Source organism: Spirillospora albida, from assembly GCF_000718255.1.
GTDB classification, from domain to species: Bacteria; Actinomycetota; Actinomycetes; order Streptosporangiales; family Streptosporangiaceae; genus Spirillospora; species Spirillospora albida.
The window spans coordinates 57,069-72,212 of record NZ_JOFJ01000025.1; the positions used below are offsets into that span (position 1 = coordinate 57,069).

13 protein-coding genes are annotated in these 15,144 nt (G+C 71.8%); 4 read left to right on the forward strand and 9 right to left on the reverse strand.

What is annotated here, in order from left to right:
• Nucleotides 1-76 precede the first annotated feature (76 nt).
• Together IE99_RS0126010 and IE99_RS0126015 are read left to right on the forward strand one after the other, a co-directional pair.
• The gene (locus tag IE99_RS0126010; protein WP_211258925.1) at nt 77-1,771 is read left to right on the forward strand and encodes a methyl-accepting chemotaxis protein; all 1,695 of its coding nucleotides are present in this window, start codon (nt 77-79) and stop codon (nt 1,769-1,771) included.
• Between the two features lie 192 nt (nt 1,772-1,963).
• Complete coding sequence (locus tag IE99_RS0126015) at nt 1,964-2,842, forward strand: hypothetical protein (RefSeq protein WP_030176399.1); 879 nt, start codon at nt 1,964-1,966, stop codon at nt 2,840-2,842.
• Here the strand turns inward: IE99_RS0126015 and IE99_RS0126020 are convergent.
• Both IE99_RS0126020 and IE99_RS0126025 read right to left on the reverse strand, forming a co-directional pair.
• Entirely contained in the window at nt 2,839-5,688 is a 2,850-nt protein-coding gene (locus tag IE99_RS0126020) for a hybrid sensor histidine kinase/response regulator (RefSeq protein WP_051713263.1), read from the reverse strand. The genes IE99_RS0126015 and IE99_RS0126020 overlap by 4 nt on opposite strands.
• Before the next feature lie 251 nt (nt 5,689-5,939).
• Nucleotides 5,940-7,514: a methyl-accepting chemotaxis protein gene (locus IE99_RS0126025; protein WP_051713265.1), complete on the reverse strand. Its 1,575-nt coding sequence runs from the start codon at nt 7,512-7,514 to the stop codon at nt 5,940-5,942.
• Nucleotides 7,515-7,649: 135 nt separating this feature from the next.
• On the opposite strand from IE99_RS0126025, the gene IE99_RS0126035 reads away from it, so the two are divergent.
• A complete protein-coding gene (locus IE99_RS0126035; protein ID WP_051713268.1) occupies nt 7,650-8,489 on the forward strand; it encodes an ABC transporter substrate-binding protein in 840 nt (279 codons plus the stop codon).
• A gap of 51 nt (nt 8,490-8,540) precedes the next feature.
• On the opposite strand, the gene IE99_RS0126040 is transcribed toward IE99_RS0126035, so the two are convergent.
• Nucleotides 8,541-9,494, reverse strand: coding sequence for a DUF4232 domain-containing protein (locus tag IE99_RS0126040; RefSeq protein ID WP_245623343.1), 954 nt, complete (start codon nt 9,492-9,494; stop codon nt 8,541-8,543).
• A 127-nt stretch (nt 9,495-9,621) separates the two neighbouring features.
• Here IE99_RS0126040 and IE99_RS30760 point away from each other — a divergent pair, with 127 nt between their 5' ends.
• Nucleotides 9,622-9,909 carry a hypothetical protein gene (locus IE99_RS30760; protein WP_030176409.1) on the forward strand — a complete coding sequence of 96 codons (288 nt, stop codon included), beginning with the start codon at nt 9,622-9,624 and terminating at the stop codon, nt 9,907-9,909.
• A 253-nt stretch (nt 9,910-10,162) separates the two neighbouring features.
• Here the strand turns inward: IE99_RS30760 and IE99_RS0126050 are convergent, their stop codons facing one another.
• The 6 genes from IE99_RS0126050 to IE99_RS33740 all read right to left on the reverse strand — a co-directional run bounded on the left by IE99_RS0126050 (nt 10,163) and on the right by IE99_RS33740 (nt 15,143).
• The gene (locus IE99_RS0126050) at nt 10,163-11,782 is read right to left on the reverse strand and encodes a methyl-accepting chemotaxis protein (RefSeq protein ID WP_051713270.1); all 1,620 of its coding nucleotides are present in this window, start codon (nt 11,780-11,782) and stop codon (nt 10,163-10,165) included.
• 88 nt (nt 11,783-11,870) lie between these two features.
• A complete protein-coding gene (locus tag IE99_RS0126055; protein ID WP_030176415.1) occupies nt 11,871-12,437 on the reverse strand; it encodes a sigma-70 family RNA polymerase sigma factor in 567 nt (188 codons plus the stop codon).
• Nucleotides 12,438-12,449: 12 nt separating this feature from the next.
• On the reverse strand, nt 12,450-12,782 hold the full coding sequence (locus tag IE99_RS0126060) for a hypothetical protein (protein ID WP_030176419.1): 333 nt from the start codon (nt 12,780-12,782) through the stop codon (nt 12,450-12,452).
• Nucleotides 12,783-12,841: 59 nt separating this feature from the next.
• Entirely contained in the window at nt 12,842-13,237 is a 396-nt protein-coding gene (fliS, locus tag IE99_RS0126065) for a flagellar export chaperone FliS (RefSeq protein ID WP_030176422.1), read from the reverse strand.
• 8 nt (nt 13,238-13,245) lie between these two features.
• Nucleotides 13,246-14,919: a flagellar filament capping protein FliD gene (gene fliD / locus IE99_RS0126070; RefSeq protein WP_030176424.1), complete on the reverse strand. Its 1,674-nt coding sequence runs from the start codon at nt 14,917-14,919 to the stop codon at nt 13,246-13,248.
• A 146-nt stretch (nt 14,920-15,065) separates the two neighbouring features.
• Nucleotides 15,066-15,143, reverse strand: a complete 78-nt coding sequence (locus tag IE99_RS33740) for a flagellin (protein ID WP_425423859.1) — start codon at nt 15,141-15,143, stop codon at nt 15,066-15,068.
• Between the last annotated feature and the right edge of the window lies 1 nt (nt 15,144).

The following is a 15,144-nucleotide window of genomic DNA, read 5'->3' on the forward strand; positions in this document are numbered from 1 at the left end:
CCGATGGACAGAGCACCTGTCATGTCACATGTTCCGGCACGCCAAGGCGTCGGCCGGCTCAGCAAAGGACACAACGTTGACCGTCCACTCCACCGATACGACTCTCCCTGAGAGTGCCGACGCCGCCACCGGTGCGGCGGGACGGCGCAACCCTCTCCTGGGCTGGTTCGCCGACCGCCGGGTGAACACCAAGATCCTCGTTGCGGTACTGATCGTCGCGGTCGTCGCCGCGGGCATCGGCACCGTGTCGCTCAGCCGCATGGCGATGCTGAACGACAACCTGCACGAGATGAAGTCCAGCAACGTCGACCGCCTCGCCCTGCTGAGCGAGACCCGCGGCCGGATCGGCGACATGCACTCGACCGCGACCGCCTTCGTCGCCGTCCAGGACCCGACGATCAAGACGTCCCTGAAGCAGGCCACCCTTCAGGCCACCGACGCCGTCACCGCGGCCTTCGAGGCGTACAAGAAGCACCTCGGCTCGGCCTCGGACGCGACGCAGAAGAACGTGGCGCAGTTCGATGAGGCGTGGGCGAAGTACCAGGAGATGCGCAACGCGATCCTCCTGAACGCCCCCGCTCGGCCGGTCACCACGCCCACGGCCGCCTCCGCTGCCGAGACCCAGAAGATCCTGGACGAGTTCTCGAAGAACGGCGAGCAGCTCAAGGTCTCCATGGAGAACCTGGCGAAGGCGGAGCAGGCCAACGCCAACGCGGTCGCCGACGAGAGCCAGGACAGCTACAGCGGCGCCCGCACCACGATCCTCGCGCTGCTGATCATCGGCCTCGCGCTCGCGGTCGGGCTCGCGCTGATGGTCTCCCGGATGATCGTCCGGCCGCTGACCTCGATGTCGCGCGCCCTGGACGGCCTGGCCAACGGCGACCTGACCGGGTCCGCCGACGTCACGTCCAACGACGAGGTCGGCAAGATGGCGGTCGCGTTCAACCAGGCCAGCGAGTCGATCCGGCAGGCCGTCGGGGCGCTCGGCTCCAGCGCCGACACCCTGGCGTGCAGTTCCGACTCGCTGACCCAGGTCAGCGACCAGATCGCCACCAGCGCGGCCGAGGCCAGCGAGCAGGCCGACAACGTCGCCCGCGCCGCCGGCCAGGTGTCGACGAACGTCCAGACGGTCGCGGCGGGCTCCGAGCAGATGGGCACGTCCATCCGCGAGATCGCGCAGTCGGCGAGCGAGGCGGCCAAGGTCGCCGCGCAGGCCGTCACCGTGGCCGCCGCGACCAACGACACCGTCGGCAAGCTCGGCACCTCCTCCGCCGAGATCGGCGACGTCATCAAGACCATCACCTCCATCGCCGAGCAGACCAACCTGCTGGCCCTCAACGCCACCATCGAGGCGGCGCGTGCGGGTGACGCGGGCAAGGGCTTCGCGGTCGTCGCCGGCGAGGTCAAGGACCTCGCGCAGGAGACCGCCAAGGCCACCGAGGACATCTCCAAGCGCGTCGAGGCCATCCAGGCCGACACCGACAGCGCCGTCGCCGCCATCGGCGAGATCAGCGAGATCATCGCGCGGATCAACGACTACCAGCTCACCATCGCCTCCGCCGTGGAGGAGCAGACCGCCACCACCAACGAGATGAACCGCAACGTCGCGGACGCCGCGACCGGCAGCACCAGCATCGCCGACAACCTGTCGGCGCTCGCCGGCGCCGCCCGCGCCACCACGGAGGGCATCACCGAGAACCAGAAGGCCGCCGCCGCCCTGGCGGACCTGTCCGGGCAGCTGCGCAGCCTGGTCAGCCGGTTCGAGTACTGATCCCTTCGGGGACCGGGCGCCGCCCGCGCAGGGGTCACCCCCTTCGCGGGCGGCGCTGTTCTATGAGGTATTTCACCAGGTAATGCACGGTTTTGGTGACGGTATGCGCAATGTCGAGAACACACGGTGAAAGTTCCCCTAAAAGCTTGATCAAAATGGGCATTTCACTAAAACGCGATGCACACTGTGGCCATGTATTCCCTGGTCAGCGCCCCCGTGCTCGGTTTCGACCTCACCCGCCTGGACGGCGGCGCGGCGACGGCCGAGACCCTCTCGCGCGCACTCAGCCTCGTCCCGGCCGACCTCGACGTCCTCGCCCGCCACCTCCCCGGCGACGACGTCCGCGACCTCCTCTGGCGGGACGTCGACGCCGCCACCATGCTCCGCCCCACCATCGCGGGCCTCGCCGGCCAGGAACCCGCCGGCGCCCTCGCCCAGCTGGAGCGCGCCCCCATCGGCACCGCCGACACCCTCCTGCGCTGCGTGCGCCAGGACATCCTCGACTGGACGTGGAACAAGACCGGCTCCGCCTGGACCCAGGACGCCACCGCCGTCCGCGCCACCGCCGTGGTCTGCGACGCCGTCATGGCCACCTACCTGCGCGAACTCCTCCCCGCCGACACCCGCCGCCGGCTCGCCGTCGGCTGGCTCATGGCGACCCGCGAGCTCCCGGTCCGCCCCCTGGACCTCGGCCCCCAGCACGTCGCCGTCACCGCCCTCTGCCGCGGCCTGGAGACCATCGGCGCCACCGGCCTCGACCGCCTCCGCACCGCCGCCGACCGCGTCCGCCCCGGCACCACGTCCTGGTCACACGCCGTCCACACCGTCTCCTGGGCCGTCCACACCGCCGACCGCGTCCGCGCCTCCGCCGCCGCGCAGCTCCGGCTCGTCCAGGCCGTCGACGCCGCCGGCATCCCCATGGCCGACCGCGCCGCCGGCGTCTGGAACCTGCTCAGCGGCGCCGTCCACGCCCTGACGGTCTCCGACCTGATCGAGGACGCCCTCCTGGAACGCCTCCTGGACCCCTGCCTGACCGCCCTCGGCCTCCCCGTCTTCGGCACCGCCGACTAACCCTCGGCGGGCGGGAACGGCGGGCGCGAGGTGCTCTCGGCGATCACCCGGCGGACCACCGCGGTCTCGGCGCGGATCTCCGCCACGAGCGGGGCCACGGCCTCCGCGCGGCCCGCGCGGATCTCCGCCTGCACGCGCCTGCACAGGTCCGCGAGCGCCTCGGCCCCCATGTTCCCGGCCGACCCCTCCAGGCTGTGGGCGGACATGCGGACCGCTTCGGCGTCCCGGCGCCCCGCCGCCTCCTCCAGCTCCTCGACGGCCGAGCCGACCTTTTCCACGAACGAGTCGACGAGGCGGCCCACCAGCGTGAACTCGTCCGGCGACGGGTCCGGGCCGAGAAGGTCGGCGAGGCGTTCGCCGATGGCGGCGGCACGGCCGTCGACGCCGTTCCCGCGGTCCTGCGCGCTCCCCGCGACGGCCCGCTCCGGCTCCAGGCCGGTCTGCTCCGGCTCGGCGGCGGTCTCCGGGGCGGTCCGCCTGGCGGCCGGCAGCTTGGCGAGGACGGCGGCGAGATCGGGCGCCCGGACGGGTTTCGCCAGGTAGTGCTGCATCCCGGCCTCCCGGCACGCGGCCCGGTCCTCCGGCAGCGCGCTCGCCGTCATCGCGATGATGGGCGGCTGCCGGTCGGGCGGCAGCTCGGCGCGGATCCGGCGGGTCGCCGCCAGCCCGTCCAGAACGGGCATCTGCACGTCCATCAATACGGCGTCGTAGCGGACGCGGCGCAGCGCGTGGAACGCCTCCACGCCGTTGCCCACGGTGTCGACCCGGTGGCCGAGTCTGTCCAGCATCAGCTGGGCGACGCGCTGGTTGACGGGGTTGTCCTCGGCCAGCAGGAGCCGGAGCGGCGCCGATCCGGGCACGTCCCGCCGCGCGCCGTCCACCGGGGCGGCCACTCCGGCCTCCCGGCCGAGGACCCCGGCCAGGGTCGTCTGCAGCGCGGCCGCACGGGCCGGTTTCGTCAGCACCGCGGCGAAGCACGCCTGCTCCCGGGGCTCCAGCCGCAAATGGACGCTGCTGAGCAGGACGAGCGGCAGCTCCCGCCCGGCGGGAAGATCTCGTAGCGCGGCGGCGAGCTGGACACCGTCGAGTTCGGGCATGTGCATGTCCAGCACGGCGACGTCGAAGACGGAACCCGACGCCACCAGCTCCAGGGCCTCCTGCGGGGTCTCCGCGGCGGTGCCCCGCATCCCCCAGCCGGTCAGCTGCGCGCACAGGACGCGCCTGTTCGTGGCGTTGTCGTCCACGATCAGCACCGAGCGGCCCCGCAAAACCTCTACGGCGAACACGGGCGCGGGGCCGGGCTCCAGCCCCAGGACGGCGGTCAGGGTGAACACCGACCCGGCGCCGGGCTCGCTCTCCACGGTGAGGTCGCCGCCCATCGCCCGGGCGAGGCGGCGGCTGATGGCCAGGCCCAGGCCGGTACCGCCGTAGACGCGGGTGGTGGACGAGTCGACCTGGCTGAAGGAGCGGAACAGCCGGTCCATGCGGTCGGGGGGGATGCCGATGCCGGTGTCGGTGACGGTGATCCGCAGCCGCACCCGGTCGTCCGGCAGGGGCTCGCCCGACGCACGGACCACCACCTCGCCCTGCTCGGTGAACTTCACCGCGTTGCTGAGCAGGTTCACGATGATCTGCCGCAGCCGGGTCAGGTCCCCGCGCAGATGCCGCGGGCAGCCCTCCTCCACGCTCCCGACGAGCTCCAGCCTCTTGGCGTCCGCCGGGACGGCGACCAGGGCCAGCGCGCTGTCCAGGCATTCCTGCAGGTCGAACGGGGCCTCCTCCAGCTCCAGCCCCCCCGTCTCGATCTTGGAGAAGTCCAGGATGTCGTTGATGATGACCAGCAGCGCCTCGCCGCTGTCGCGCACCGTCTGGACGAACTCACGCTGCTCGTCGGTCAGGTCCGTGTCCAGCAGCAGGCCCGTCATCCCGATGACCGCGTTCATCGGCGTGCGGATCTCATGGCTCATCGTCGCCAGGAACGCCGACTTCGCCGCCGTCGCCGCGACCGCCTCGTCCCGCGCCTCCAGGATCGTCCGCATGGACGTGTTGACCGCCGCGGCCATCTCCGCGACCTCCGCCGGCCCCGACACCTCCGCCCGCTCGCTCAGGTCCCCGGCCGCGACCCGCTGCGCGGCCCGCGTCACCCGCCCCACCGAGCGCGTGACGGTCCGCGTCGACCAGTACGCGCATCCCGCTCCCAGAGCGATGACCAGCGCCGATCCCGCCAGGATGATGCGCCGCGTCTCGGTCGCCCGCGCGGCGCTGTCCCGCTGCCGGGCCGCGAGCAGCCGCTGCTCCTCCCGCCGCATCCGGTCGAGCAGTGTTTGGATGCGGGTCATCTCGCGGGCGCCGCGATCGGTCCGCACGACCTTCTGCGCGGCCGCGAACCCCTCGGCGTAACGGAGGTGGATGGTCTCGGCCAGCTCCCCGAGCTTGGCGTCCACCGGGCCGCGCAACGCGGCGAGGGACCCCCACTGGCTGGGAGTGCCACGGGTCAGGTCCTCGAGCCGGGCCATGTGGAGCTTGATATCGGCCAGCGCGCGGTCGTACGGCTCCAGGTAGAGGTCATCTCCTGTGATCAGGTAGCCGCGCTGGCCCTGCTCGGCGTGCATCAGGTTGATGCGCAGCTGCGCGACCCGGTCCAGCACCTCGTAGGAGTTCTCGACCGGCGCCCTGGCCTCCAGCAGGGCCCCGATGCGCAGGTAGGAACTGCCCGCGATGACCATCAGGGCGGCCAGCAGGACCAGATAGGACACCGACAGCAGCCACCGCAGCGTCCACCGCGGCCTCGCCCCCCGACGCTCCGGCGACGCCCCGTCCCCCGCGGGGGACTCGCTCGAGACCACGCCCCTCCCTCGTCGACACGACGGCCTCACACCCCATGGTCCGGCCCGTCCGGTGAAGGGACCGCCACTCGGGCGTCCCCTTCCCCCCGCGCCGTCCCGGCCGCAGTGACCTGGGCATACCCGCCTCCGCCGCGGACACCGCATCCCCGGGCGCATTCCCGTCCACGCGCGGATCTCCCGAACGTCCATCACTCTATGCATCTATACGATAACGGCATGTTCGCGCCGTCCGTCCGGAGGCGGCGGAGGGATCAGCGGCGGAACTGCCCGGCCAGGGCGTTGAGCCCCTGCGCCAGGGACGCGAGCTCACCGGCGGCCGACTCGGTCTGCTCGGCGCCGTCCCGGGTCGTCCGGGTCGCCTCGGCCACGTTCCGGATCGAGTCGGTGATGTCGCTGGACGACCGGGACACCACCTCGATCCCGGACCCGATCGACCGGGTCGCCTCGCTCTGCACCTCGATCGCCGACACGATCGACCGCTGGATCTCGTCGATCCGGTCGATCACGGCGCTGATCCGGCCGATGGCGTCGATGGCGTTCTCGGTGTCGCCCTGCATCGCCGCCACCTTGGTCTCGATGTCCTCGGTGGCCTTCGCCGTCTCCTGGGACAGGTCCTTCACCTCGCCCGCCACGACCGCGAACCCCTTGCCCTGCTCGCCGGCGCGGGCCGCCTCGATGGTCGCGTTGAGGGCGAGCAGGTTGGTCTGCTGCGCGATCGACGTGATCATGTTGACGACGGCGCTGACCTCGCCGCTGGACGCGCGGAGCCGCTCGATGGTCCGGTTGGTGGCCACGGCCAGCTCGACCGCCTCGCCCGCGACCTGCTCGGCCTCGGTGACCGCGCCGTTGATGTCCTGGATGGAGTTCTGGAGCTCATGCGCGGCCTCCGTCGTCGACTCCACGCTGTGCGTCACCTGCGTCACGTTCGAGGTGGCGCTCTGCGCCTGGTCGGCGGCGGTCTGCGCCCCGTCCGCCAGATGCCGGCTGGTGTCCGACAGCCGCCCGGACGCGGTGATCAGAGCGGCGGCATGGTCCGCGATCTCGCCGATCGCGCCGTCCACCGTCTCGGTGACCCCGTTGAGGGCCTCGGCCAGCTCCGTCAGCTCGTCGCCGCCGCCGACGTCCAGCCTGGCGCCGAGGTCCTTGTCCGCGAGCGCCTTCATCGCCCGGACGCAGACGGCGATCCGGCGCGAGATCCGGTTCGCCAGCAGCACCGCCGCCGCGCCCAGCACCACGGCCGCCAGCCCGGCCGTGCCGAGCGTGAGGCGCTTCGCGCCGGTGGCGGCCGAGGCCGCCTCCCCGGTGGTGTCGGCGGTCCGCTGGGCGATCAGCTTCTCCAGCTCCGGCAGCGCCCGGTCGAACTCGCCGTAGTGCGCCTCGAAGTCCGGGCGGCTGCGCTGCGCGCCGACCCGTCCCGGGTCACTGATCACCCGGCTCGCGAGCGTCACGATCCGCTGCCCGGACGCGATCATCTTGTCGGCGGTCTCACCGAGCCGCTGCGCCTGCGGCCGCAGCTCCGGCTCGTCGCGGATCACCAGTCCGACGGCCGTGCGCAGCTCGGTGACGCGCTCCCCCAGCCGGTCCAGCACCTCCTGCCGCTCCTTGCTGTCGGCGGTCGTCAGCGCGTTGAGCACCTCGGCGCGGAAACCGACACGGGCGGTGTCCGCCTGCCCCACCGCACGGAGCGCGGCGGTGGACGCGGCCACCTCGTCCTGGGCGTCCTCCAGCTGGGAGGTGCCCCGGAACCCGATGAGGCCGGCCACGGTCACCAGCAGGAAGCCCGCGGCCGCGAGGCCGAGGATCTGACGTCGGATGGTGAGTCTCATTAGTGCCCTCGCAGGTCGATTGCCCTGTAAGTCGGCGGTGACAAGTCAGAGCTGAGTCCTTAGATCGGACGTATTCGGGCCGATCCTTTGATCCCAACCACCGGGCGCTGCCCGGGTGACCCGAAGGATGGCCCCATGCGCTCACTGCGGTGGCTGGCAGCCCTGACCGCCGGCCTCGTCCTGACCGGATGCGCCGCGGACGAGCCGCGCACGGCCGGCACACGGGCGGCGGCCCACATCACCGTCCCCGAGCAGATCCGCGCGAAGGGCACCCTGGTCGTCGGCTCGGACGCCACGTACGCCCCCATGGAGTTCATGCAGAACGGGGAGCTCGCCGGATTCGACTACGAGCTCGCCGGAGCCCTCGCCGCGCGCCTGGGCCTGAAGCTGGACTTCCGGCAGACCCCCTGGGCCGAACTCCTCGACGGGATCGCGGGCGGCCGCGTCGACGCCGTGCTGTCCTCGGTCACCGACACCGCCAAGCGGCAGGCCAAGGTCGACTTCGTCGACTACCTCAACGTCGGCTCATCCATCGTCGTCACCGGGGCCGTCAAGGGCGACGGCATGGCGGCGCTGTGCGGGTACCGCCTCGCGGTCGCCAAGGGCACCATCTACGTCGACCTGGCCGCCGCCCAGAACAAGCGCTGCCCCGCCGGCAAGAAGATCACCATGGTGGAGGTGGACGGCCCGTCGGACTCCCGTCCCATCGTCGAGGCCGGCAAGGCCGACGCCTACCTGGACGACTTCCCGCCCGCCGCGCTCGCCACGGAGCAGAACCCCGGCCTCCGCCTGGCCGGCCCGCAGATCGAGGCGGCCCCCTACGGCATCGTCCTGGCCAAGGGCTCCCACCTCACCGAGCCGATCCAGCAGGCGCTGTACCAGGTCATCGACGACGGCACCTACGACAAGCTCCTCGACAAGTGGAAGATCACCGAGGGCGCCCTGCGCACCGGCGCCGTCAACGGCGGCGCCTGACCCCGCCCGCCGGGACGTCATCCATACGAGCGCACTCCTCCAGGGGGCGGCTCAGCGTGCCGGGTCTTTCCTCCAAGAGCTGACCGCGAGTTTCCCGGTGGTTCCGAGGTCCAGTTCCGGAGTGACCATGACGGGCGGGGCCCCGGGCTTGGCCTTGACCCTGACATAGGGGACATTGACCGCTGTACCGCCGGCGTCGGTGGTATTGCGCCACATCAGGCCGGCACGGGCGGTCTGGCCCGGCTCCAGGACCACCGGCCGGGCCGGGGCGTCGAAGCCGGCCACGGTGGCGATGCCGCCGCCGCCCTTGACGACCTTGACCGCGGGCGCCGGTTTCCTGTTCTCGTCCAGAAGTTCCAGCAGCGGGAAGCCGTTGAGGCGGTAGGCGCGGGTCCCGCAATTGGTCAGACGGAGCCCGACGACGCGCAGCCCCATGGCGGCATCGCCGTCATCGGCCGTCAGCCGCACCCCGGAAGGCGGGCACGGGCCGCTCTCGGCCGGAGCCTCGGCGGCGGGGACCCGCCGGACCTCGGCGATGCGCACGCGTCCTCTGCCGTCCGGCGAGGAGCCGACCAGGCGGACGGTGCGTCCGACCGTCCGGCCCGGCCCGACCTCGGGAACCGTCTGCTTGGTGTTCTCCACGACCTCGCCATGACCGGAGAGCCCATCGAAGGTGATGGTGTACGTGAACGGTTCGCTCTCGCGGTTGGTCACCTCGAACTCGGCGGAGATCACCGGGGGCGTCTCCTGACGGGACCAACCGGTCATGCCGGTGATCCTCACCCCGTCCCGCGCCAGGTCGTCCGGGTCACCGGGAAGAGCCGAGCCCTCGGATACGGCCGCTTTCCCGCCGCCCGCCCCGTCCTGCGTGCCGCACCCGGTCGCGAACACGGCGCAGGTGAGCACGACGGACAGCGCAGGGAACACGGCGGCACGCATCCAGCCATCCCACCACACGCGGATACACGCGCTGGAGATCCTGCGCGACCTCGTCATCTCGTGCACCAACGGGCGGGACATCGCCCAAACGTTCCTCGGCAGTCTCGACCCCCACGACGAACACGCTCTGGAATACTATGAACACGCGTTCTGCCTGGCCTCACCGCCCGTACAACGCCTACTGGAGGAACTGATGGCCTCAACGACCTGGCCTGTCCACAGCCCCTTCGCCAAGGAGCACTTCGGCCGCGGCAAGAAGGAGGGCCTGATCGAAGGCGAGGCAAGGGGCGAGGCGAGGGGCGAGGCGAGGGGCGAGGCGAGGGGCGAGGCGAGGTCGGTGCTGCTCGTCCTGGCGGCGCGCGGCCTCCACGTCCCCGACGATGTCCGCGCGCGCATCACCGGCTGCGCCGACATCGGGCAGCTCGAGCAGTGGGTTCAGCGCGCCGCCGTCGTCCAGGATGTTGAAGAGCTGTTCGCTTAACGCACGTGACGCCACTGGAGCCCGGCCCCGTGGGGGCCGGGCTCCAGTGCGTAGGCCCGGCCTTGTGAGGGCCGGGCTCCAGTGCGTAGGCCCGGCCTTGTGAGGGCCGGGCTCATGGTGAAGGGCCGGCCGCCGGAGGCTCGGGGAGGAGACTCCGGCGGCCGGGCCCTTGCCCCGGCCGCGTCCGTCCGTGAGTCGGGCGGGCCGGGGTTCGGGGTGCGCACGGCGGACCGTGCCGGGGCACCCCGGTCGGTTAGTCGATGCGGAACCGGGTGACGAGGTCGTTCAGTTCGGCGGACATGCGGGCCAGGGCCTCGGACGCGTGCCGGGAGCCGGCGACGCCCTGGTTGGTCTGGTCCGCGGCGGCCGCGACGGCGGTGACGTTCTCGGCGATGTCGTCGACACCGCCGGCGGCGGCGGCGACGCTGCGGCTGATCTCCTGGGTCGTGGCGGTCTGCTCCTCGACGGCCGCGGCGATGGTCGTCTGGTAGTTGCTGATCCGGCCGATGATGTCGGAGATCTGGTCGATGGCGTCGACGGCGGCCGAGGTGTCGGCCTGGATCGCGTCGATGCGGTGCGCGATGTCCTCGGTGGCCTTCGCGGTCTCCTGGGCGAGCTCCTTGACCTCGCCGGCGACGACCGCGAAGCCCTTGCCGGCGTCGCCGGCGCGCGCGGCCTCGATGGTCGCGTTCAGCGCCAGGAGGTTCGTCTGCTCGGCGATCGAGGTGATCACCTTGAGGATGTTGCCGATCTCGGCGGACGACTCGCCGAGCCGGCCGACGACCGCGGTGGTGTCGCGAGCGGAGGTCACGGCCTCGACGGCGACGCCGGCCGCGTCGGACGCGTTCGTGGCGATCTCCCGGATGGAGGCGCCCATCTCCTCGGACGCCGCCGACAGCGTCCGGACGCTGACGGAGACCTCCTGCGCGGCGGCGCTGGCGCCGGTCGCGCGGGACGCGGTGGCGTCGGCGGTGCCGGACAGCTCGTCGCTGACCCCGGCGAGCTCCGTCGAGGACGCGTTGAGGGAGACGGCGTTGCCGCGGATCACGGCGATGGTCTCGCGCATGCCCTCGGTGGCGCGGTTGAGGGCCGCGGCCATCCGTCCGACCTCGTCCCTCTGGTCGAGGTCGGCGCGCTGGGTGAGGTCGCCGCGGGCGACGCCGTCCAGGACGGACGTGACCTTGCGCAGCGGACGGACGATGCCGCGGGAGACGAGCCAGGCGAGGCCGAGGCCGAGCAGCAGGCCGAGGGCACCGACGATGGAGACGACGGTGATGATCTGGTTCATCATGTCGCGGGCGTCGACCGCGTTCTGGCCGGACGCCTTGGCCTGTGCGGCCTGGATCTGCTCGAACGAGGCGTCGATGCTCTGGTTGAGCTCCTCGATCTGGTTGATGCCGTCCCAGTAGGCCTGCTCGGCGTTCTTGTCGGCGGCGGGCAGGATGACCTCGTCGCGGATCTTCTTGAAGGCGACCCACTGCGCGTACAGCTTGTCGGCCGCGGCGGGGTCGGCTGACACCGGGGCGTAGACGGCGGCCTTCTTCTCCACCTCCGCGTCCAGCTTCTGCATGGCCGCCTTGTGCTTGGCGCGGTACTCAGAGTCGGAAAGGTAGTACTTCGAGAGGTAGATCTGGACCTTCAGGACGTCCGCGTGCAGCGACGCCAGCGTCTGGACGGGCACCACGCCCTCGTTGTAGATCGCGGCGCCCTTCTCGTCGGCCTTCTTGAGACCGGCGATGCTGACCCCGATCACGATGAGGCAGGTGAGGGCGACGGCACCGACCGCGGCGACGAGCTTCGCGGTGATCGGCAGGTCACCGACACGTGCGGCCATCCCGCGTCGGCGCGGGGTGACGGGAGCTGGCGTGGGCATCAAGGGCCTCCGTGGGCACAAAGGGAAGTTCCGGCTGTTACATCGGGCACGGGGAATCCTCCCTGAGTGATTTCTGGAGGCCTCCGGGTCAAGCGGTGAGGTCGGCGCGGAGCCGTTTGCGGGCGCGGTGCAGCCGGGACATAACGGTCCCGATCGGGACGTCCATGTACGCGGCGATCTCCTTGTAGGAGTAGCCCTCGACGTCCGCGAGGTAGATGACGGTGCGGAAGTCCTCGGGGAGGGCGCGCACGGCCGCCTTCAGGTGCGAGTCGCTGATGCGGTCCAGGACCTCGGACTCGGCGGAGCGGAGCGTGATCGCCGGCGTGGTGTCGGCGAGCGTCGCATCCCATTCCACCCGGTGCGGGAGGTACTGGGCGCGGTTCTTCTCCCGCCGGTACGACGTGATGTACAGGTTCGTGAGGATCCGGTACAGCCACGCCTTCATGTTGGTGCCCGGCGTGAAGCGGTGGAACGAGCGGAACGCGTTGGCGTAGGCGTCCTGCAGGAGGTCCTCGGCGTCCGCCGTGTTCCGCGTCATGCGCAGGGCGGCCTGCATGAGCTGCGCCCGGTACTGCATCGTCTCCTGGACGAAGCGTTCGGCCGCCTCGCGCTCGGCGCGCTCGCGCCGCAGGTCCTCAAGGGCGGTGTCGGTCACGGGGCGCTCCTCTCAGGCGGCGCAGTCGACGTACGCGGGACGGGGTCCGCCGTCGTCGCCGTTTCCGACGAACCGCCCGGCGACCGCCGCCTGCCGGCGGTTGGCGGTGAGGGCGATGGCGAGGGCCTGCGCTGCCGCGAGCTGGCGGGTCAGGATCGCGTCCGCGCGGGGCCGCAGGTCCAGCGGCAGGGGGCCGAGGCCCTCCGGCGGCGCCCACGGGTCCGCGACCGGGGTGTCGGTGAGCTGGTGGCCTTCGGCGATCAGCCGTTCGACCTTGACGACGTCCAGTTCGAGGGCGTCCAGGGCGGCGCTCCAGGCCACCCGCCACGCTCCCGACCCGCCCATCTGGCCGCCTCCGGCGTCCCTGCCTTTCTGGCCGCCTCCGGCGTCCGGGGCGCCCATCCCTAGCCGACCCTGGCGGCGGCCGGCGCCACCGACTCGGCCGCGGCGGTCGCCCAGGCGTCCCGCAGCGGTTCGACGAGGGCGCGGCAGGACGCGGCCAGCGCGGCGTCCGCCCGGACGTTCGCCTGGATCAGCTGGGTGAGCAGGAACCCGTACAGCTCGGAGAGCCCGCGGGCGCCCTCCCACGCGTCCACGTCCAGGGTGGTGCGCAGCTCGATGACGATCTCCTGGGCGTGCTGCAGCCTCTCGGACGCGGCCTCCCGGTCGGCGGCGAGCAGCGCCTCCTCGGCCTTGACCAGGTCGAGGACGAGCCGGTCGTACAACATCACCAGCAGCTTGGCGGGGGACGCGGTGCTGACCGAGTCCGACAGGTACCGGTTGAGCATGGGATTGTTCATGGCTCTACTCACTTGCTGCTAGTGGTGGGGAGGTTGGCGAGCTGGCCGGACAGCCAGGACGATTGCTGCTGGAGCTTCCCGAGGGCGACCTCGAGCCCGGCGAACTGCTTCTGCAGTGCCGCGCGGCGCAGTTCGAGCCGGACGTCCCAGCCGTCGATCTGCTTGTTGAGGTCCTTGATACGGCTGTCGCCGTTCTGGATGGCGGTGGTGATGCTCTGGTTGGCGAAGTTGCCCATGACCAGGAGCTTCTCGGCCAGTCCCATCAGCGGCGTCGCCTTGGTCTTCTCGACGGCGGCGCCGTCGGCGTCGACCAGGCCCTCCATCGCCGGGTCGGTGGCGGACACCGCGGCCTTGACCTTGGCGGGATCGGCGGCGTAGGCCTCCAGGAACGCCTCGCGGTCGAAGGTCAGCTTGCCGGTGCGGTCCAGCTCGACGCCGAACTGGGAGAAGCTGCCGTAGCCGGTCTGGCCGGTGGCGACCCCGCTCAGGACGGTCTGCGCGATCTGCCGGACGCCGAAGTTGCCGCTGAGCGCCCCCTTGGCCTTGGACGCGGCGTCGTAGACCGTCTTGGCGGTGATCTCGCTCAGCAGGGAGTTCGCCGCGTCGACGAGGGTCTTCATCTTGTCGGCGATGGCCGCGGTGTCCCCGGCGACCGCGACGCTCACGCCGGACTCGACCTTGCTGACGCCGATCGTGACGCCCTGCATCAGGTTCGAGAAGGAGTTCGTGCCGCTGGTGACCGTGTAGCCGCCGGAGGCGAGGGCACCGACCTGGATCTTGGCGTCCTGGGCGGTGACGGCGACGGTGGTGGCCCCCGTGAGGCCCGTCCGCGTGGCGGTGGTGGGGGACGCGAGGCCGGTGACGGCGAGGGTCTCGGGCGCGCCGTCCTTGCTGTGCGTGACGGTCAGGACGGACTGGCCGTCGACGGTGGCGACCTTCGCGGTGACGCCGGCGATGCCGGCCGCGTTGATCGCGTCCGCGACGCCCTGGGGGGTGTTGTCGGTGACGGCGACGTCGACGACGGCGCCGCCGCCGACCTGGATGCCGACGCCGGTCGCGCCGTCCGCGAGGGCCGGGGCGGCGGCGGACGCGTAGGACGCGGTGGCGCGGGCGAGGCCGGGGATGTCGAAGGCGGCCGCGGTGCCCGTCTTGGTGGACGTGAGCTGCAGCACCGTGCCCTGGTCGGTGGTGAGGACGGCGGCCCGCACGTCCAGCCCCTTGGCGTTGATCGCGTCGGCGACGCCCTGCGGGGTGTTCACGGTGACCGCGATGTCGACCGGGTCCGCCGTGCCGATCCTGAGGCTGATCGCGGAGACGCCGGCCGCCAGGGCCGGGTCGGTCGCGGAGCCGAAGGCGGTGGTGCGCACCTGGGCGCGGGCGAGGTTGAGGACGTCGAAGGTGACGTTCGCCGCCGGGGCGCCGGACGTGGCCGTCGCCGTGACGGAGGTGGAGGTGGAGGTGGCCTTGGCGGCGCCCCAGTTGCTCTCCGCGTTCATGGCCTCGGCGGCGGTCTTGAGCCCCGCCACCTTGGAGTTGAGCGTCTGGTAGGCGGTCTTGATCTTCTCCTGGGCGGTGACCTTGGTCCGCAGGGCCGTCTGCGGTGCCGACTCCACCTGCATGAGCTGAGATATCAGGCCGCTGGTGCTGAGCCCGCTGACGAGGCCGTCGATGCTGCTGGTCACGTGCGTCCCTCTCTTCGCCTACCGCCCCGTCGGGCGGGCCATCCGCGCCGCCCCGTCGGGCGGACACGCCGTACAGATCAGGAAGGGCGGCCGGCGGTCATGCCGGCCGCCCTTCCGTCGAGATGCCTCACTTCTCGGGCGGTGTCTTAGCCGAGGAGCTTGAGGACCGACTGGGGTCCCTGGTTGGCCTGGGCCAGCATGGAGGTGCCGGCCTGGGACAGGATC